The organism is Nostoc sp. DedSLP04 (assembly GCF_034530775.1).
Taxonomy (GTDB): domain Bacteria; phylum Cyanobacteriota; class Cyanobacteriia; order Cyanobacteriales; family Nostocaceae; genus Nostoc.
On sequence record NZ_JAVRCL010000032.1, the window covers coordinates 54,298 to 69,202 of the forward strand.

Below are 14,905 nucleotides of genomic sequence, written 5' to 3' on the forward strand. Positions count from 1 at the left end.
GACTATGCCACTCCACAGTAGTGACTCGATGTTATCAGATTTGAGTCAATTTGGCGATGTCTATGACGAATTTAAAACTTCAGCCTTTTTGCAATCTTATGCCAGCAAACTTACCAACAAAATGTTACTTTATAAAACTATGGCTTACTTACAATGCCTTAAATATCAGGAAATATTAGTCAATGCCCTACCTTACTTCGGCTAGCGAAATTCGTGCCATTGTTGCTGAATATACAAACGCTAAAACATTGTGGATAGATACAGAAGTCGCTGACTACAAAAGTCGTAATCCCCGATTATCGCTGATTCAGGTATTAGATGATCCTCAAGATATGAGTGGCGATCGCGTCTATCTTTTAGATGTATTAGACCAACCTAATATTATAGCTGAATTTATTGATAAAATTATAATAAATTCTGCCATTGAAAAAGTTTTTCACAACGCGAGTTACGATCTAAAATTTCTCGGTAGCAAGAAAGCCAAAAATATTACTTGCACTTTGGATATGGCCAAAAAAATTCCCTACTATCTTTTGCCATTACCCAACTACCAACTCCAGACCATAGCTACAGCACTTTGTAGCTTTAATAATATCGATAAACAAGAACAAAAAAGCGATTGGGCAAAACGCCCTCTGACTGAAGAACAAATAGAGTATGCTTACCTAGACTGCATTTATCTTGCTCAAATTCACCTAAACTTGTTAGACTTACAAGCCCAAGCCAGCCCCGAAGCTGCAACAGAAGACTTAAGTTCGCTAAGTGCTAGATACTCGCAAGTTGAGCAGCAGTGGAAGTTGTTGAATTCAGAATTTGAGCATTTGCAAGAACGTATAAAAAAAGCTATGCAGGCTCAGAATATATCAGAAACTTATGATTATAAACTGACTAGTTATGAACGAACTACAATCAAAGCTGCATTTACAGAATTGGCAAAGCTAGCCCAAACTCAAGGTATTAATTTAGATTTTCCAGTCACGCTAACTCAGAAACTCCAAAAAGATTTAGGGCAAAATCTAGAACAACTATCTGTAGATATTGATAAAAATACCTCTTGGCGGCTAATTCCCAAAACTCAAGAGAGTGAAGCTGAGGATGAGTAAATTGTTCATCAGGCTACAAATGTCTGAATTTATAGAGTGATTGTGAAGAAAAATATTGAAATTTAATAATTATTTCCTCCTACCTTCTCTGAGAAATCTATAAAATATTAGAGAAATTTGTCAATTAACTTGAAAGGACGATCAAAAGTTAGAATAGTTATTGAGTTAAAGAATTAAAATCTAGATTTTGGTACTAATTCCATTCAGGTATTATGGCAGTTTATATTAACTTATGAGACGGCGTTTATTTGGGCAAAAGCGAACAAGGGTAAATACTTTATTTACCATAGCTATTTTTACTACATTAACAGCAACTAGCAGTATTTCTTGTAGTAAGAATGACAATGTATTAGTAACAGAAATAGGAGTTAGTCAACCTAGCCGTGGTTCAGCTACAACTTCCATTGGTGGGGAATTTTATCTTCAGGGAAAGAATCAGCATTTAAACGGCGACTTGCAAGCTGCGATCGCTTCTTACGGTAAGGCAATTAGTCAAAATTCTCAGTATGGCGCTGCCTACAACGCGCGAGGATTAGCCTACTTTGATTTGGGAGACAAGGAAAAAGCGATCGCAGATTACAATCAAGCACTCCGCATCAACCCTAACGACGCCGAAGCCCACAATAACTTGGGGAATGCCCGCGCCTCACTGGGAAACAACAGAGAAGCAGTTAAAGATTACAGTGAAGCGATTCGCCTAAATCCCAACTATGCCGAAGCCTACAATAACCGAGGAAATGCTCGCGCCACCAATGGAGACAAAAAAGGGGCAATAGACGATTTTGACCAAGCGATTCTCCTCAACCCCAAATATGCGATCGCCTATAATAACCGAGGAAATACCCGTGCTGCGAATGGAGATCCCAAGGGTGCGATCGCAGATTACAATCAAGCCATTCGCCTCAATCGTAACTTTGCCCCTGCTTACAATAACCGAGGAAATGCCCGCGCCATCAATGGAGACAAACAGGGGGCGCTCAGGGACTTACAACAAGCAGCAAGTATTTTTCAAAGTCAAGGTAACAACGACTTATACCAACAAGTGATGAATAACATCAAGGAACTTGGACAGTAACAGAGGGGCAGGGAGCAGGGGAGCAGAGGGGCAGGGAGCAGGGGAGCAGGGGAGCAGGGGAGATGAGGGGATAAGGAGACAAGGGGGAATTATTGAACAAATCTCTACCTTGTCTCTTCTTGATGCCCAATGACAAATGACAAATGACAAAATCACATCCCAGAACCAATGTGAATGCGATGCTCAACTTCCGCAAATTTTTCCTGTGCCAGCTGTTCAGTACTCAATAGTGAAACGACAATCGCCACAATAAACGCCAGTGGGATACTGATTAATCCAGGATTTTTTAGGGGAAAGGGTGCAGAAGCGTGCTTGAGAATCGTTATTTGAATAGTAGGTGACAAATAAATCAGCACTAAAGAGGAGACAGTTCCTACTAACATACTTGCAACTGCACCATTGGTTGTGAAGCGTCGCCAAAGCATGGATAAGAGTAACGCTGGGAAGTTTGCACTAGCAGCGATCGCAAATGCTAAACCTACCATATAAGCCACGTTTTGCCCTTTAAACAAGATGCCCAAGAATATCGCCACTAACCCCAAAAGCATTGTTGCACCGCGAGCCACCTTTAATTGTTCTGACTCGTCGGCATGACCAGAGCGCACTACATTCACCCACAAATCATGAGACAGTGCAGCCGCACCTGAAAGTGTCAACCCAGCGACAACTGCTAAAATAGTTGCAAAGGAAACAGCAGCAATAAAACCTAAGAAAGCATCACCACCGAGAAATTCTGCCAACATCGGTGCAGCCATATTACCACCAGTACCAATTTGCTTGATGGCATCTTGACCTACTAGCACCATCGCTCCAAAACCCAGAATAAAGGTAAGGAGATAAAAAACGCCAATAATAGCTGTAGCGTAAGTAACAGAGAGCCGCGCTGCTTTGGCATCCGGTACTGTGTAGAAACGCATCAGAATGTGGGGTAATCCAGCAGTGCCGAACATCAATGACATCCCCAAGGAGATAGCATCAAAAGGATCGGAAACCAGTTTGCCTGGAGCTAATACACCTGTATACTTTTGGGATGCAGCAGCGAAAAGAGCGATCGGGTTAAAGCCAAATCGTGCCAGTACCAAGATAGCTAGTAAGATAGTTCCGCCAAGCAACAAAATTGCTTTGATAATTTGTACCCAGGTGGTGGCAATCATCCCGCCAAAAATCACATAAGCCATCATCACACAACCGACAATGACCACAGCTAATTCATAATCAAAGCCAAACAGTAGTTTGATTAGCTCCCCAGCACCTACCATCTGGGCAATTAAATAAAAGCTAATTACTACCAGCGTTCCAATTGCAGAGGCAATACGTACAGGTTTTTGCTGTAAGCGAAAAGCCACTACATCAGCAAAAGTGTATTTACCTAAGTTACGTAATGGTTCGGCAATTAGGAACATGACAATCGGCCAGCCCACCAAGAAGCCGATAGAATAAATTAAGCCATCAAAGCCGTTGAGTGCCACCAGCCCAGCGATACCTAAAAAGCTGGCTGCACTCATAAAGTCTCCTGCTAGGGCCAGCCCATTTTGGAAACCGCTGATTTTACCACCAGCTGTATAGAACTGTGCCGTATTTTTGGTGAGCTTTGCTGCCCAATAAGTAATGCCTAAAGAACTTACAACAAACAGAAAAAAGAAAGCGATCGCCAACGGGTTAAACTTACCAAGACTGGTAATATCCGCCGCCAGTGGCAGATTGAACCACACACTATTCATGCTTTTTTTGGTTTAGTATTTTTGAATTTGGGACTAGAAATTGCTTATAGCTAATTGCCTTACTCAGCACTCAGCACTTTTTTACTTGCGTGTCAGCCTTGCAATTTGGTCGTCATAACTACTATTTGCCCAACGCACATAGATAAAAATTAATACCCATGCTGAGACAATTACCAGCGCCCCTAGTAAAATTCCCAGGCTGAGGCCAGGAACTACTAATGACCCCAGCAGGGGTTTATTGAACGCGATTAATAGGATAAAGCCAAAGTAAATAAACATCATGGCTCCAGTCAGAATCAAGGATACCCGCCAACGTTCAGCGGCGAGTGCCTGGAGAGCCTTTGTGCGATCGTTCATGTCTTCCTTTAGGTTGAGAAGATTAGGTCAGATTGTCTCATTGAAGCTGATTTCTGCGTAATTTTCTTAAAGATTATTAGTAAATATATTGCTATATCAGGTAATAAAATTAACTTTGCAAAGTGATATACCCAAATAACAAGACAATAGCGACTCTGTTTTGAGTCAAGAAATATAAAACTATAGATGCAGTTAGACACAAATAAAGCTCATCGATTTGTGATTTTGCACATTTAAGTATTTTATTATACATTAAAGTTGATTTATTAGCTAACAAATTAACTTTTTAGATACTAAAAAATAAAATAAATACGTAGTTATTCCCAGGTTTTAAAATCCTTCAAGTGTTATGAACTACTTTTTTTAAGCTATAAAATCAACTGAGATTAATAAAAGTAGTAAATTTTAATTTATAAAATATACCAAAAATTACAGTAGTGACTTAAGTAAGTAATTTGATAAAATTTATACTATTATTTTGTCTTTACACAGATAGGGCATTACCAAAATTTAGTACGTATGTTTATCGAAACATTAATCACAAACCCGATTCATTTTTTCAGAATCGTTGTAATTGTTATATTCTCCATCACTTTGCATGAACTTGCTCACGGCTGGGCTGCGATGAGTCAGGGAGATAATACTCCACAACAGACTGGTCATCTGACACTGAATCCTGTAGTTCACATGGGTAAGGAATCAATCATCTTTCTCTGTCTCATGGGTATAGCTTGGGGACAAATGCCCGTCAACCCATCTAAGTTTCGCTCTGGGAAGCTAGGCAATATTTTGGTATCAGCAGCAGGCCCATTATCGAATCTAGCTTTAGGCATTCTATTTATTGTGATGCTTAAAATTCTTGCTAATTTGAGTCTTTCAGGACTATTCAGTGCTGAATTTCTTTACCTAGCAGCTCGGATAAACTTGACGTTGTTTCTGTTTAATCTGCTACCAATTCCACCACTTGACGGCTTTCATGTCTTCAGTGAGATTTTTCCTCAGCTAAAGCCACTGGAATATACCCAATTCGGACTTTTTGCCATGATGGTTCTATTTATAGTTCCGGGTTTTGGGATCGGACTTGGTAGGATTGCTGATTTATTTATCCAGTCAGGATTGGGGATGTAAACAGCAAATATTTAGACAAAGGCAAAGGAAAATTTAAATGAAAATCAAGCAAAAAGTTGTGGTTGCTGCTACTAGTATTGCCTTGAGTATTGCTGCTGCGCTTCTACCATCTGGAGAATCAATAGCGAGTACATTATCTCTAGGTCAATATAGTAATCAATGGCATTCTGGAAATAATCATTTAGTCAAATATCCTCACGAAATAAGTCCACAATTAATGGTTGTGCAACCAGGGATATTTAACTCCGTGTTAGGAAATTTTGTAATTGAAAAAGGTAATTTTATGACCTGTTTGGATCGGGAGCGATCGCCATTTACCTCTTCCATTGAATTATTAATGAGATTATTAATTATTGGAAGTTTTGGCTCTGTGGGAATTGCAGGTTATTCTTCCTTCGTAGAGCGCTATTTTCAAATCATTAATAAAGATTTAAAAATTATTTACTACAGAATTATTTTGTTATTGTCTTTACAGATTATAGGTAGTGTTATTGTTTTGATGTCTTCACCCACAAGTTCAATTTCTTCTGTAATTAGTCCAAGCTCTACCTGTATTTTAGAGAATCCCTAATAAATGGTGCTTATATTTACAGTCTTTTAAAAGAATACTGAAAAATATTGGATAGTGATTACTTCAGTAATCCTAACATTGAAGTTAGTGGATATGCTTAGTTACCTTAAAGACACAACTTGAGTGGCAAGATTACTGTGTTTGATCTGGAAGACTTTTTTAACCTTTCATCTGATCTATTTTGTATCATCGGACAAGATGGTTTTTACCAACAAGTTAATCCAGCATGGGAACAAGTATTGGGATGGAAACCGGAAAACTTAATCGGGCATTTGTGGCTGGGATTAGTGCATCCAGATGATATCACAATCAGTCACTTGCCAACGGAACCACAGCAACAGTTGCAGTGGGACAGCCGTTATCTTCATAAAGATGGTAGTTATCGGTGGTTGTGTTGGAGTTTATCAACTTCTCAAAAGGGACTAATTTATGCAGTAGGTAAAGACATTAGTCAACAACTGCGGCGAATAGAAGCGCTGCAAACCGAACGGGAAAGCCTTTATAACCTACTCAATCAGTTACCAGCTTTTCTCTATCTGCAACCAAAGGATTACGGGGTGGGATTTTATAACCAACGCTTCCGTGAGGTATTTGGAGATCCTACAGGGAAACGTTGTTACGAAGCGATCGCCGGATTAAAACAACCTTGTCCTGAATGTCCTACCTTTCGTGTTTTTGACAGTAACGCTCCGCAACTCTGGGAATGGGTGGATAGTAAAACAGATCGGGTATATCAGATTTACGATTATCCATTCAAGGATATGAATGGTGAGCCGATGGTTGTGGAAATGGGTTTAGATATTACTGCTGTCAAAAAAGCCGAGTCTGCTTTGCGACAAAGGGAGCAGGAATTAACTCAAAAAAATCAACAACTTCAAGAAACCCTTGAACAATTACAAAAGACCCAAGCACAACTAATTCAAACAGAGAAAATGTCTTCTTTGGGACAATTGGTTGCAGGTATAGCTCACGAAATTAATAATCCGATTAGCTTTATCAATGGCAATATCACTCATGCTAAAGAATACATTCAACAAGTGTTAGAAATACTGCAACTTTACCAAAAAGAATATCCTCATCCAACACCAGTGATTCAGGAAGAAATAGAAGCGATCGAGTTAGATTTTCTGATTAAAGACCTACAAAAATTAATAAATTCTATGCAAATCGGCAGCGATCGCATTCGCAACATTGTACTGTCGTTACGGAATTTCTCACGACTGGATGAAGCAGAAATGAAAGCAGTGGATGTTCATAGCGGTATTGATAGTACGCTAATGATTCTACAAAACCGCCTCAAAGGCAAGCCTGACAGTTGCGAAATCAAAATTATTAAAAAGTATAGTCAACTCCCTCTAATAGAGTGTTACGCCGGTCAACTTAACCAGGTGTTTATGAATATTATTACTAACGCGATTGATGCTTTGGAAGAGTTATATGTCAATAACCAGGAGTCAAGTTGTAATCTACAAATCACTATTCGCACTGAGTTACTCAACTCAGATTGGGTTGCTATTGAGATTGCTGACAATGGAGTAGGAATGTCGCAAGAAATTCAACAACGTCTATTCGATCCCTTCTTTACAACTAAAGTAGTAGGTAAGGGAACTGGTTTAGGGATGTCAATTAGTTATCAAATTGTCACAGAAAAACATCAGGGTCAACTGCGATGTATTTCATCTCTAGGAGAAGGAGCAACATTTATAATTGAGATTCCTATTCGACAAAATAAATCCATACAGCCAAATTTGCTGCTTGACAATAAAGAAGTGTAAAAATACTAAAAATCTTTAATATTTTGGGATTTTCTATGAAGTTTTTCCAGCAGTTATCAATTAGATTCATAATACATATTTGTAGTGACACAACTATTTGTGCCACTACTGTGTAATCAGCAAAAATTCTAATTGCTATATAATCTAATTAGCTGTACTGGCAGAAACAACTTTACTGTAATATTCTGTTTTGGTATAGATACTGATAATACTATCAGCAACTGCAAAAAAACTGCCTTCTTGCTCATTTTTAGAGAATTGCAAATTTGGGTATTTCGCAGCAGCTTCATCAGCAGTTATGGCTTTGGCTTTCATTTTATCTGGCAATAGTCCAGTACAACCAATGTAAAATACTAAGGGAGATATTTTATCTTGGTAGATATTTTCTGCATATTGTTCTAACTTTTTATTTGCCACTGTTAAAGCTGCAACCATTTCTTCTTTGCCGATCTGCGTACCAGTTTGTTTATCCTCTAATAACTGCGCTAAACTATCAGCACCAACTTTCTTAAGAATACCTTCAACAATGCCATTTTGCTCAAGCCCAAGAAAATCATCAAAAATTGGTTTCATCAATTCGTCAGCTTTTGTAATCTTGGTACGTGATGATAATAACCTGTGCCTAACAGCGAGATTTTCATTAAATACCATCTCAAAACTCGGATTCATAATAATTTCTCCGGTTTCTTTGTCATAAAGGCGATACATTCTATTGAGAAACTTGTTAGCAGAAGGGAACTTACTCAGATTCAGAATATCTTGACTGCCAATATCGATTTTATAGCTCAATTTTGAGTCAATAGTACCATCGACTAAAGCTTGGTTGATATCAGTATGTTCGTTGGTTGTAGGAAAATTGATGTAAGTATTCTTAGACAGATAGTGCTTTTTAAACTCATCTAACTGCGTTTCGATAAATACATCTGACTCATTTTTCAAGTGAGCGCACATAATACTATTCAGTACTTTAATTTCTGCGAGTTCATTGAATAGTCCATCAATACTGCTGTAACTACTATTAGCAGCTACAAGTGGCAAATTATCTAACTGAATCGTATATTCTGCCCAAAAGTCAAATTCTTCTGCGTCTAGTATGCCTTTTTGTTTGAGTAAATCAAAGACTTTTTTACTGCTAATTTTGACTTGTAATGACTTTACGTTTATTTTACCGTCACTTACAATCGTGTAATTATTAAAAGCGTTGAGGTCATTTACTAACAAGCCTGCTACTTCAATAGTAGGAGTTTGGTCTTCAAATTTTGCAAGTTTAACTCTACGCTTGATAAGCATATTGATAGTAGCAGCGTTGCGGCTAAACTGAAACTCGCCCATGTCAACGTACTCAGCATTATCTATATATTCTGTTGTTAACCAAGGTTGTAACAGTTCTCCATTTTCATTTCTAATGCCTCTAATACGTTTAATACCTGTTCTTTGATAATGCTCTTGTAAATGCTTGATATTGATGATAATGTTATTGCAGTATTGTCCAAAAATTTGGATTAATTCTACTAGAGAAATTTTATTGTCGCTCATATTGTCACCTTGCGAATAAGGTCAATAATCTTTTATAACAACGGTTATTGAAGTTTATTAATATTCCAAAATAAACTGTTCTTACCGTGTGAAATTTAATGGTAAGTTTGTGGATGATTGAGGGTTTAAGTTTAAACGCAGAGGGGAGGCATCGCGTTGCGGGGGTTCCCACGGCAGTCACTCATGGGGGAAACCCCCAAGACCTCGCTGCCTCCCCGTTGTAGCGACTGCCGTCGCGCAGAGTATAGTGCAGAGGAACGCAAAGTAAGTTTTGAGTCTATTCGCTAGGAATTTAGGCAACGCGAAGAACAGCCTTGCCTTTAATTATAGTACAATTGTATCATAAAAAGGACAAGCTGTGTAGGCGTAGCCGCTGGTAGATATTGCTTTGTTTTGAGTCTAGATTTAGGCTCCGGGTTTGAAATAATCGAAGAGGCGATCGCCTGAATCTGCACGAATCAATGCTACAACTACATCTGGTAAGGCAGCTAAACTGGGGTAAACTAAGTAACGCGGTTCCCAACGGGGACGGAACTTGTCTTTGTAGGCGTGCAGTCCCTTGAAGTTGTAGAAACGATTCAAATGCTCGTAAAGATAGCGCAATACTTTCTCCAAGCGGCGCGATTCTGGGTTGTCTCCAACTCCAGCAAGTGCAGAAAGACCGAAATTAAAGCTATCGTAGCCATTCTCTTTAAAATGCTGGAGCAGGGAAATAAATAGAAAGTCCATTGTGCCATTTTCAAGAGATGAGCGATGTCGCATCATGTCAATAGTCGCTTCGTTGAGTTGGTACTCGCGGATAATGTTGGCAAAGGCGCTGATGTTACCTTCAGGATTATGCACCACAGCAATCTCGCACTCTCGCAGGTAAGCTTCGTCAAACCAACCCAAAGAAAATTGTTTTTCTGAACCTTGTACCATTTTCAACCATTCATCACTCACAGATTTGAGCCGATGCAATAAATCATTGGCGATGGGTGGTTGGTAAAAGTCGATTTGGTATCCTAGCTTAGTTAAACGACTGATTGATGGTCTAAAGTTTTTACCGGCTTTACCTTGTAAGGTAAAACTTTTTAAGTCAACGATCGCTTCCTCTCCAATCTTAAGTACTTTAAACCCCAATGACTTGTAAAGTTCAACATCATCGGGCATAGTTTGGTAAAAGCCAGGATACCAGTCATTACGCTGACAAAACTGTTGGAAAGCAATAATTGTCTCTTTGCGGTCTTCAATGGGGCCGATGGGATCTCCTAAGGCGATCGCGCCCCGTCCTTTGGGAACATAAGCAATTACACTATTACCCGAAGGACTGAAATAATAACTTTTATCATTTAAGAGTGTAAGCGCTGCTAAAGAAGAACATCCATATTGCTCGACAATTTCTTTAACTCTTCTTCGCTCATTTGTAGTTGTTAGATTTCGCCAAAACACAGGTTGCAACAGCATTACCATTGCATAAGTAATAGTACCTGCGGCAATAATATAGATAGAATTAGCAAAAAATTCTCCAAATCGACTCTTTGGTTGCAGTCCCCAATTATCCTCGGTGAAGAACATCGCCAAAGTCTGAACTATCGCTTCCCGCCAATTAAAATTCTCTGAAAATTTGCCGTCTAACAAGTAAAATCCGATAGTTCCGTATGCCAGAGTAAATAATAAAGCGCCTATCAGCACTCTGACTCCCCGTGCAATCGAAGGACGGTCTGATTGCGCCGTGAAATAATGGCGCATCAAGATTAATTGCACTAGCAAAACTCCAGAGAGTAGACTTTCTTCATAGTCCAGTCCCTTCAGCAAATGGCTGAAAATGGAAATTATTAGTAAACCAATGGTAAGTAACCAGGCTATTCTTTTACGGCGTAATAAATTAGTAGCAAGTGTTAATAAAATAAACCCAGTCAATGCTGCAAATATATGACCGCTGGCACGAATTTCAAATGGTAAAAATTCATTTAACCAGTGAGTCCGACCATATAGGTTAGGTGTCACTGCTGATAATAAATTTACTACTCCGACTAAACCTGTTAGGAAAGCTGCACTCCAAAGTCCAATCTGAGTTTTTAAATTATTTGTCATTTGTCATTAGTCATTGGTCACTTGTACTGAGCGAAGCCGAAGTATTGGTCATTGGTCATTGGTCATTTGTCATTTGTTATGGCGTTAAAACTCTTAACTCTTAACTCCTAATTGTTTAAACTGTTCTCCAACATAGGAGAGTGAATCTTTAAGATGTTTGTGGAAGTAGTTCCAGCCTACATTAGCACCAGACAAACCATGACCGCCAGGAAATGCATAAAATACGTGAGCAATGCCTAATTTATTTAAGGTTTCGTTAAAGGCTTTGGTAGAGGCTAACAAATTAGGATCGTTCACACCCGCATCTAGGTAAACACGCAATCGCTTCCTATCTTTAACTGGTAGCTGTTGCACAATTTGTTGAGGACTATTTTGTGAACCGCTGTCATCAGTAAAGTAACCGCTATGGCTAAACAAAATCTGAAAGTTGTTGAGATAGCGTAATCCAATATTAAATGCACCCCATCCTCCAGAAGATAAACCTCCTAGTGCCCAAAATTGGGGTTCTTCCAAAGTGCGGTAGCGCGACTTGACAACTTGTACTAATTCTGAACCAATCAAAGTCCCCATTTTGCCATTCGGCCCATCAAAATAATCGGGGTCGTATAAAGGACTAGAACCGCGATTATCATTACCATCAGGTGTAATCACAATCGATGGCGGTAATTTTCCACTTTGATAAAGTTCATGCAATACATCTAAAAGTGCGTATTTATCAGCATAAGCACGAGCGTCATCATGACCACCGTGTAGTAAGAATATCACAGGGTAGCGCTTTTGGGGATTTTTGCTATAACTAGGGGGCAAAATCACGCCGTAGTTACGGACTGCACCCATCGCTTGGGAGTTGAAGGTTGCTAATTGAAACTTTAGCCCAGTATTTGCCTCTTTTTTGGGTGGGTCTAGTTGTGGCGCACCTAAGATGAATACATAATAATAACCAACGCTAGTGAGGAGTGCGATCGCTCCTACTAAGCCAATTAAAAATTTAGAAATCTTCATATTTTTTATATTCTTTTAACTTAAAAAAATTACCTCCATTAGAACTTACTATAATGAACATTTTCAAAATAGCAGTATAATTTTGAAAATGTGGTTTTCAAGTATTAAATGGTTGGTAAAATAGTATTATTTATTATACTAGTAATCTCTCAAGTTGAAATTGATGGGGAAGCAAGTTCGTAGTAAGGACTTTAGTCCTTAATTTTCCAAGCACTAAAGTGCTTACTACAAACTTTTCATTACTAGCTTAGACCTTGTACTATGGATTTTCAATTATTTTGAGCATTTTTTTATGATTAATACTTAAAGTTTTATCAGCCATATTTGCTGTTTCTGAAGCTCGAAACTGTTCGCCGACAAATGTCAATGAATCTGCTAAATGCTTCCGCCAGTATTGCCAAGTGTGACTGCCAGGAAACTGACGAAATGAATTATAAATTTTAAGTTGATTTAGTACTTTACTAAATTGCTCGGCTTCCTTGAGTTCATCAATATCTGATGTACCCGAATCCAGGTAGATTTTTAATTTTTTTTGAGCTTGTATAGGAATGGTTTTGATATAAAATATTGGGCTATTCGCCGGGCCACTTTTATCTTGAAAATAACCACTATGACTAAATAAAATCGAGAAACGATCCAGGTTGTGTAATCCGACATTTATTGCTCCCCAACCACCAGAAGATAAACCACCTATCGCCCAAAAATCTGGATTATTTATTGTCCGATAACGGCTTTGCACAACTTTTACTAACTCATCGCCCACGGCTGTAGAGACTTTACCATTAGGGCCATCGATATATTCGGGATCTCGGTACGGACTAGAGCCACGTTTGTCGTTACCATCTGGTGTAATGATGATGCTGGGTGGCAACTTACCTGTAGTATAAAGTTGTTCTACAGTCTTGAGAGCTTGTCCCTTATTCTGAATAAACCAATCACTGGGATTACCATGTCCACCGTGGAGGAGAAAGATTACAGGATACCTTTGTTTTGGGTTTTGCTCATAGCCAGGAGGTAAAGAAACGCCATAAGTGCGACTTGCACCCATTGCTTGACTATCGTAGGTTTCAATTTTATAGGTTAGGGGAGTTTCTGAGTTGCTAGTATTGCGCTGGGTTGGAACAACGGAAGGCGTTGTTTGTAAATTCTGCTGTTGCGGTGGTTTTGCAACGACACTTTGGTAAAAATTACAGCTAACTAGAGTTAATACTGAAAATAGCAAGAGAGTTTTAGATTGTTTGTAGTTCATCTTTGAAGGGAATTGAGCATGGGGTAGTCGTTGCTTGTTTTCAAAATCTTATGCAAGTGATATGTCAACGCTGTGTCAACAGAATGGAAACTTTACGACTGGTTGTAAATTAAAAGTCAAGGTTAGGATAAGTTTCTTCACTATGCTTAAAAAGCTGCAACTGAATTTCAGTTCTTTGTTTGGCTTGTTGCTGCTGGTACTTTCTCTGTGGGCGATCGCTAACGAATTACGTGAGTATAATTATCGTGATATCCTCAACTCTTTAGCTGCTATTCCCAAAAGTCGCGTAAGTTGGGCAATTTGGCTGACAGCTTTGGGTTATCTAGTGATGATTGGATACGATATCTTAGGTTTTAACTACATTAATCGTTCTTTAAGTTGGAATAAGATAGCTTTCACTAACTTTATTAGCTCTGCATTTAGTAATACTATCGGTTTTGCTTTGCTGACTGGCAGTGCTATCCGTTATCGATTTTATGCTAGTTGGGGAGTGTCAGCAGTAGCGATCGCTCAAGTAATTGCTTTCGCCAATTTTACTTTTTGGTTGGGAATGTTTGCTGTTGCAGGTTTATTGTTCGTCATCAACCCCCTGAAGATTCCCACTCAATTACATTTACCTTTTGCTACTGTACGTCCCATTGGCGTAATTTTTCTGCTATTAGTTGCGGCTTATTTACTAGGAAGTATTTTTATAAAACAACCATTAATAATTCGTGGACATGAATTCCGATTTCCTTCTTTGAAAATATCTCTGGCTCAAATAGCAATTTCTAGTTTTGACTGGATTCTTGCGGCAGCAGTTCTTTATGCTTTACTTCCTAGTAATATATCTTTGTCATATTTAGACTTTTTGGGAATTTATCTACTAGCGATGTTTGCAGGTGTGGTTAGTAATGTTCCCGGTGGTTTGGGAGTATTTGAAACTATAATTTTGCTGATTCTCTCTTCAAAAGTTTCGGCGGCGGCAGTTTTGGGTTCAATGTTAGCTTATCGGGGAGTCTACTATTTCTTACCTTTGCTAGTAGCAGCAGGTTTGCTCGGAATTTATGAAATTAGATTTGGAAAAGGGAATTAAAAAATAAACCTCTTGCATGAATCAAAAGCCCTCATCCCCCAATTCCTTCTCCCAAGCTTGGGAGAGGGATTTAGGGTGAGGGGTATTTATGTCAAATTCGTAAAATCAGTAACTACCGTTATTTTTAAATGCGGAATCCTGCGGTGCTATCTTCATATTCAACGGCAGAAATTCCTAATTTTTGCTGAGGCGATCGCTAAACAAATCCCACAAAAATAGTAACAGTTAGTTGCAAAT

The 14,905-nt window shown here is 38.8% G+C and carries 13 protein-coding genes; 7 read left to right on the forward strand and 6 right to left on the reverse strand.

From position 1 onward, the window contains the following. The first annotated feature begins 4 nt into the window (after positions 1 to 4). The 3 genes from RMX89_RS19085 to RMX89_RS19095 all read left to right on the forward strand — a co-directional run bounded on the left by RMX89_RS19085 (position 5) and on the right by RMX89_RS19095 (position 2,178). Positions 5 to 205: a hypothetical protein gene (locus RMX89_RS19085; RefSeq protein ID WP_322690040.1), complete on the forward strand. Its 201-nt coding sequence runs from the start codon at positions 5 to 7 to the stop codon at positions 203 to 205. Then, entirely contained in the window at positions 183 to 1,103 is a 921-nt protein-coding gene (locus RMX89_RS19090) for a ribonuclease D (protein ID WP_322690041.1), read from the forward strand. The genes RMX89_RS19085 and RMX89_RS19090 overlap by 23 nt, the downstream gene beginning before the upstream one ends. A 232-nt stretch (positions 1,104 to 1,335) precedes the next feature. Next, a complete protein-coding gene (locus RMX89_RS19095; protein ID WP_322690042.1) occupies positions 1,336 to 2,178 on the forward strand; it encodes a tetratricopeptide repeat protein in 843 nt (280 codons plus the stop codon). A gap of 152 nt (positions 2,179 to 2,330) precedes the next feature. Here the strand turns inward: RMX89_RS19095 and RMX89_RS19100 are convergent, their stop codons facing one another. Both RMX89_RS19100 and RMX89_RS19105 read right to left on the reverse strand, forming a co-directional pair. Then, a complete protein-coding gene (locus RMX89_RS19100) occupies positions 2,331 to 3,899 on the reverse strand; it encodes a sodium:solute symporter family transporter (RefSeq protein WP_322690043.1) in 1,569 nt (522 codons plus the stop codon). An 81-nt stretch (positions 3,900 to 3,980) separates the two neighbouring features. Next, on the reverse strand, positions 3,981 to 4,256 hold the full coding sequence (locus RMX89_RS19105) for a DUF485 domain-containing protein (protein WP_094349845.1): 276 nt from the start codon (positions 4,254 to 4,256) through the stop codon (positions 3,981 to 3,983). A 519-nt stretch (positions 4,257 to 4,775) separates the two neighbouring features. Between RMX89_RS19105 and RMX89_RS19110 the strand changes: the two genes are divergently transcribed. The 3 genes from RMX89_RS19110 to RMX89_RS19120 all read left to right on the forward strand — a co-directional run bounded on the left by RMX89_RS19110 (position 4,776) and on the right by RMX89_RS19120 (position 7,730). After that, a complete protein-coding gene (locus tag RMX89_RS19110) occupies positions 4,776 to 5,384 on the forward strand; it encodes a site-2 protease family protein (protein WP_322690044.1) in 609 nt (202 codons plus the stop codon). Positions 5,385 to 5,421: 37 nt separating this feature from the next. After that, a complete protein-coding gene (locus tag RMX89_RS19115; protein ID WP_322690045.1) occupies positions 5,422 to 5,955 on the forward strand; it encodes a hypothetical protein in 534 nt (177 codons plus the stop codon). Positions 5,956 to 6,092: 137 nt separating this feature from the next. Next, positions 6,093 to 7,730 carry a PAS domain-containing sensor histidine kinase gene (locus tag RMX89_RS19120; protein ID WP_322690046.1) on the forward strand — a complete coding sequence of 546 codons (1,638 nt, stop codon included), beginning with the start codon at positions 6,093 to 6,095 and terminating at the stop codon, positions 7,728 to 7,730. A 144-nt stretch (positions 7,731 to 7,874) separates the two neighbouring features. On the opposite strand, the gene RMX89_RS19125 is transcribed toward RMX89_RS19120, so the two are convergent. The 4 genes from RMX89_RS19125 to RMX89_RS19140 all read right to left on the reverse strand — a co-directional run bounded on the left by RMX89_RS19125 (position 7,875) and on the right by RMX89_RS19140 (position 13,593). Further along, positions 7,875 to 9,266 carry a hypothetical protein gene (locus RMX89_RS19125; RefSeq protein ID WP_322690047.1) on the reverse strand — a complete coding sequence of 464 codons (1,392 nt, stop codon included), beginning with the start codon at positions 9,264 to 9,266 and terminating at the stop codon, positions 7,875 to 7,877. A 405-nt stretch (positions 9,267 to 9,671) separates the two neighbouring features. Beyond that, positions 9,672 to 11,342: a phosphatidylglycerol lysyltransferase domain-containing protein gene (locus tag RMX89_RS19130; RefSeq protein ID WP_322673473.1), complete on the reverse strand. Its 1,671-nt coding sequence runs from the start codon at positions 11,340 to 11,342 to the stop codon at positions 9,672 to 9,674. 93 nt (positions 11,343 to 11,435) lie between these two features. Next, positions 11,436 to 12,344, reverse strand: coding sequence for an alpha/beta hydrolase (locus RMX89_RS19135; RefSeq protein WP_322690048.1), 909 nt, complete (start codon positions 12,342 to 12,344; stop codon positions 11,436 to 11,438). Between the two features lie 259 nt (positions 12,345 to 12,603). Then, positions 12,604 to 13,593 carry an alpha/beta hydrolase gene (locus RMX89_RS19140; protein WP_322690049.1) on the reverse strand — a complete coding sequence of 330 codons (990 nt, stop codon included), beginning with the start codon at positions 13,591 to 13,593 and terminating at the stop codon, positions 12,604 to 12,606. A gap of 142 nt (positions 13,594 to 13,735) precedes the next feature. On the opposite strand from RMX89_RS19140, the gene RMX89_RS19145 reads away from it, so the two are divergent. Then, on the forward strand, positions 13,736 to 14,668 hold the full coding sequence (locus tag RMX89_RS19145) for a lysylphosphatidylglycerol synthase domain-containing protein (RefSeq protein ID WP_322690050.1): 933 nt from the start codon (positions 13,736 to 13,738) through the stop codon (positions 14,666 to 14,668). Positions 14,669 to 14,905: the final 237 nt, after the last annotated feature.

Coding starts and splice junctions, on each gene's coding strand:
- RMX89_RS19085 (WP_322690040.1), top strand. CDS start 5: ATGCCACTCCACAGTAGTGACTCGATGTTATCAGATTTGAGTCAATTT.
- RMX89_RS19090 (WP_322690041.1), top strand. CDS start 183: ATGCCCTACCTTACTTCGGCTAGCGAAATTCGTGCCATTGTTGCTGAA.
- RMX89_RS19095 (WP_322690042.1), top strand. CDS start 1,336: ATGAGACGGCGTTTATTTGGGCAAAAGCGAACAAGGGTAAATACTTTA.
- RMX89_RS19100 (WP_322690043.1), bottom strand. CDS start 3,899: ATGAATAGTGTGTGGTTCAATCTGCCACTGGCGGCGGATATTACCAGT.
- RMX89_RS19105 (WP_094349845.1), bottom strand. CDS start 4,256: ATGAACGATCGCACAAAGGCTCTCCAGGCACTCGCCGCTGAACGTTGG.
- RMX89_RS19110 (WP_322690044.1), top strand. CDS start 4,776: ATGTTTATCGAAACATTAATCACAAACCCGATTCATTTTTTCAGAATC.
- RMX89_RS19115 (WP_322690045.1), top strand. CDS start 5,422: ATGAAAATCAAGCAAAAAGTTGTGGTTGCTGCTACTAGTATTGCCTTG.
- RMX89_RS19125 (WP_322690047.1), bottom strand. CDS start 9,266: ATGAGCGACAATAAAATTTCTCTAGTAGAATTAATCCAAATTTTTGGA.
- RMX89_RS19130 (WP_322673473.1), bottom strand. CDS start 11,342: ATGACAAATAATTTAAAAACTCAGATTGGACTTTGGAGTGCAGCTTTC.
- RMX89_RS19135 (WP_322690048.1), bottom strand. CDS start 12,344: ATGAAGATTTCTAAATTTTTAATTGGCTTAGTAGGAGCGATCGCACTC.
- RMX89_RS19140 (WP_322690049.1), bottom strand. CDS start 13,593: ATGAACTACAAACAATCTAAAACTCTCTTGCTATTTTCAGTATTAACT.
- RMX89_RS19145 (WP_322690050.1), top strand. CDS start 13,736: ATGCTTAAAAAGCTGCAACTGAATTTCAGTTCTTTGTTTGGCTTGTTG.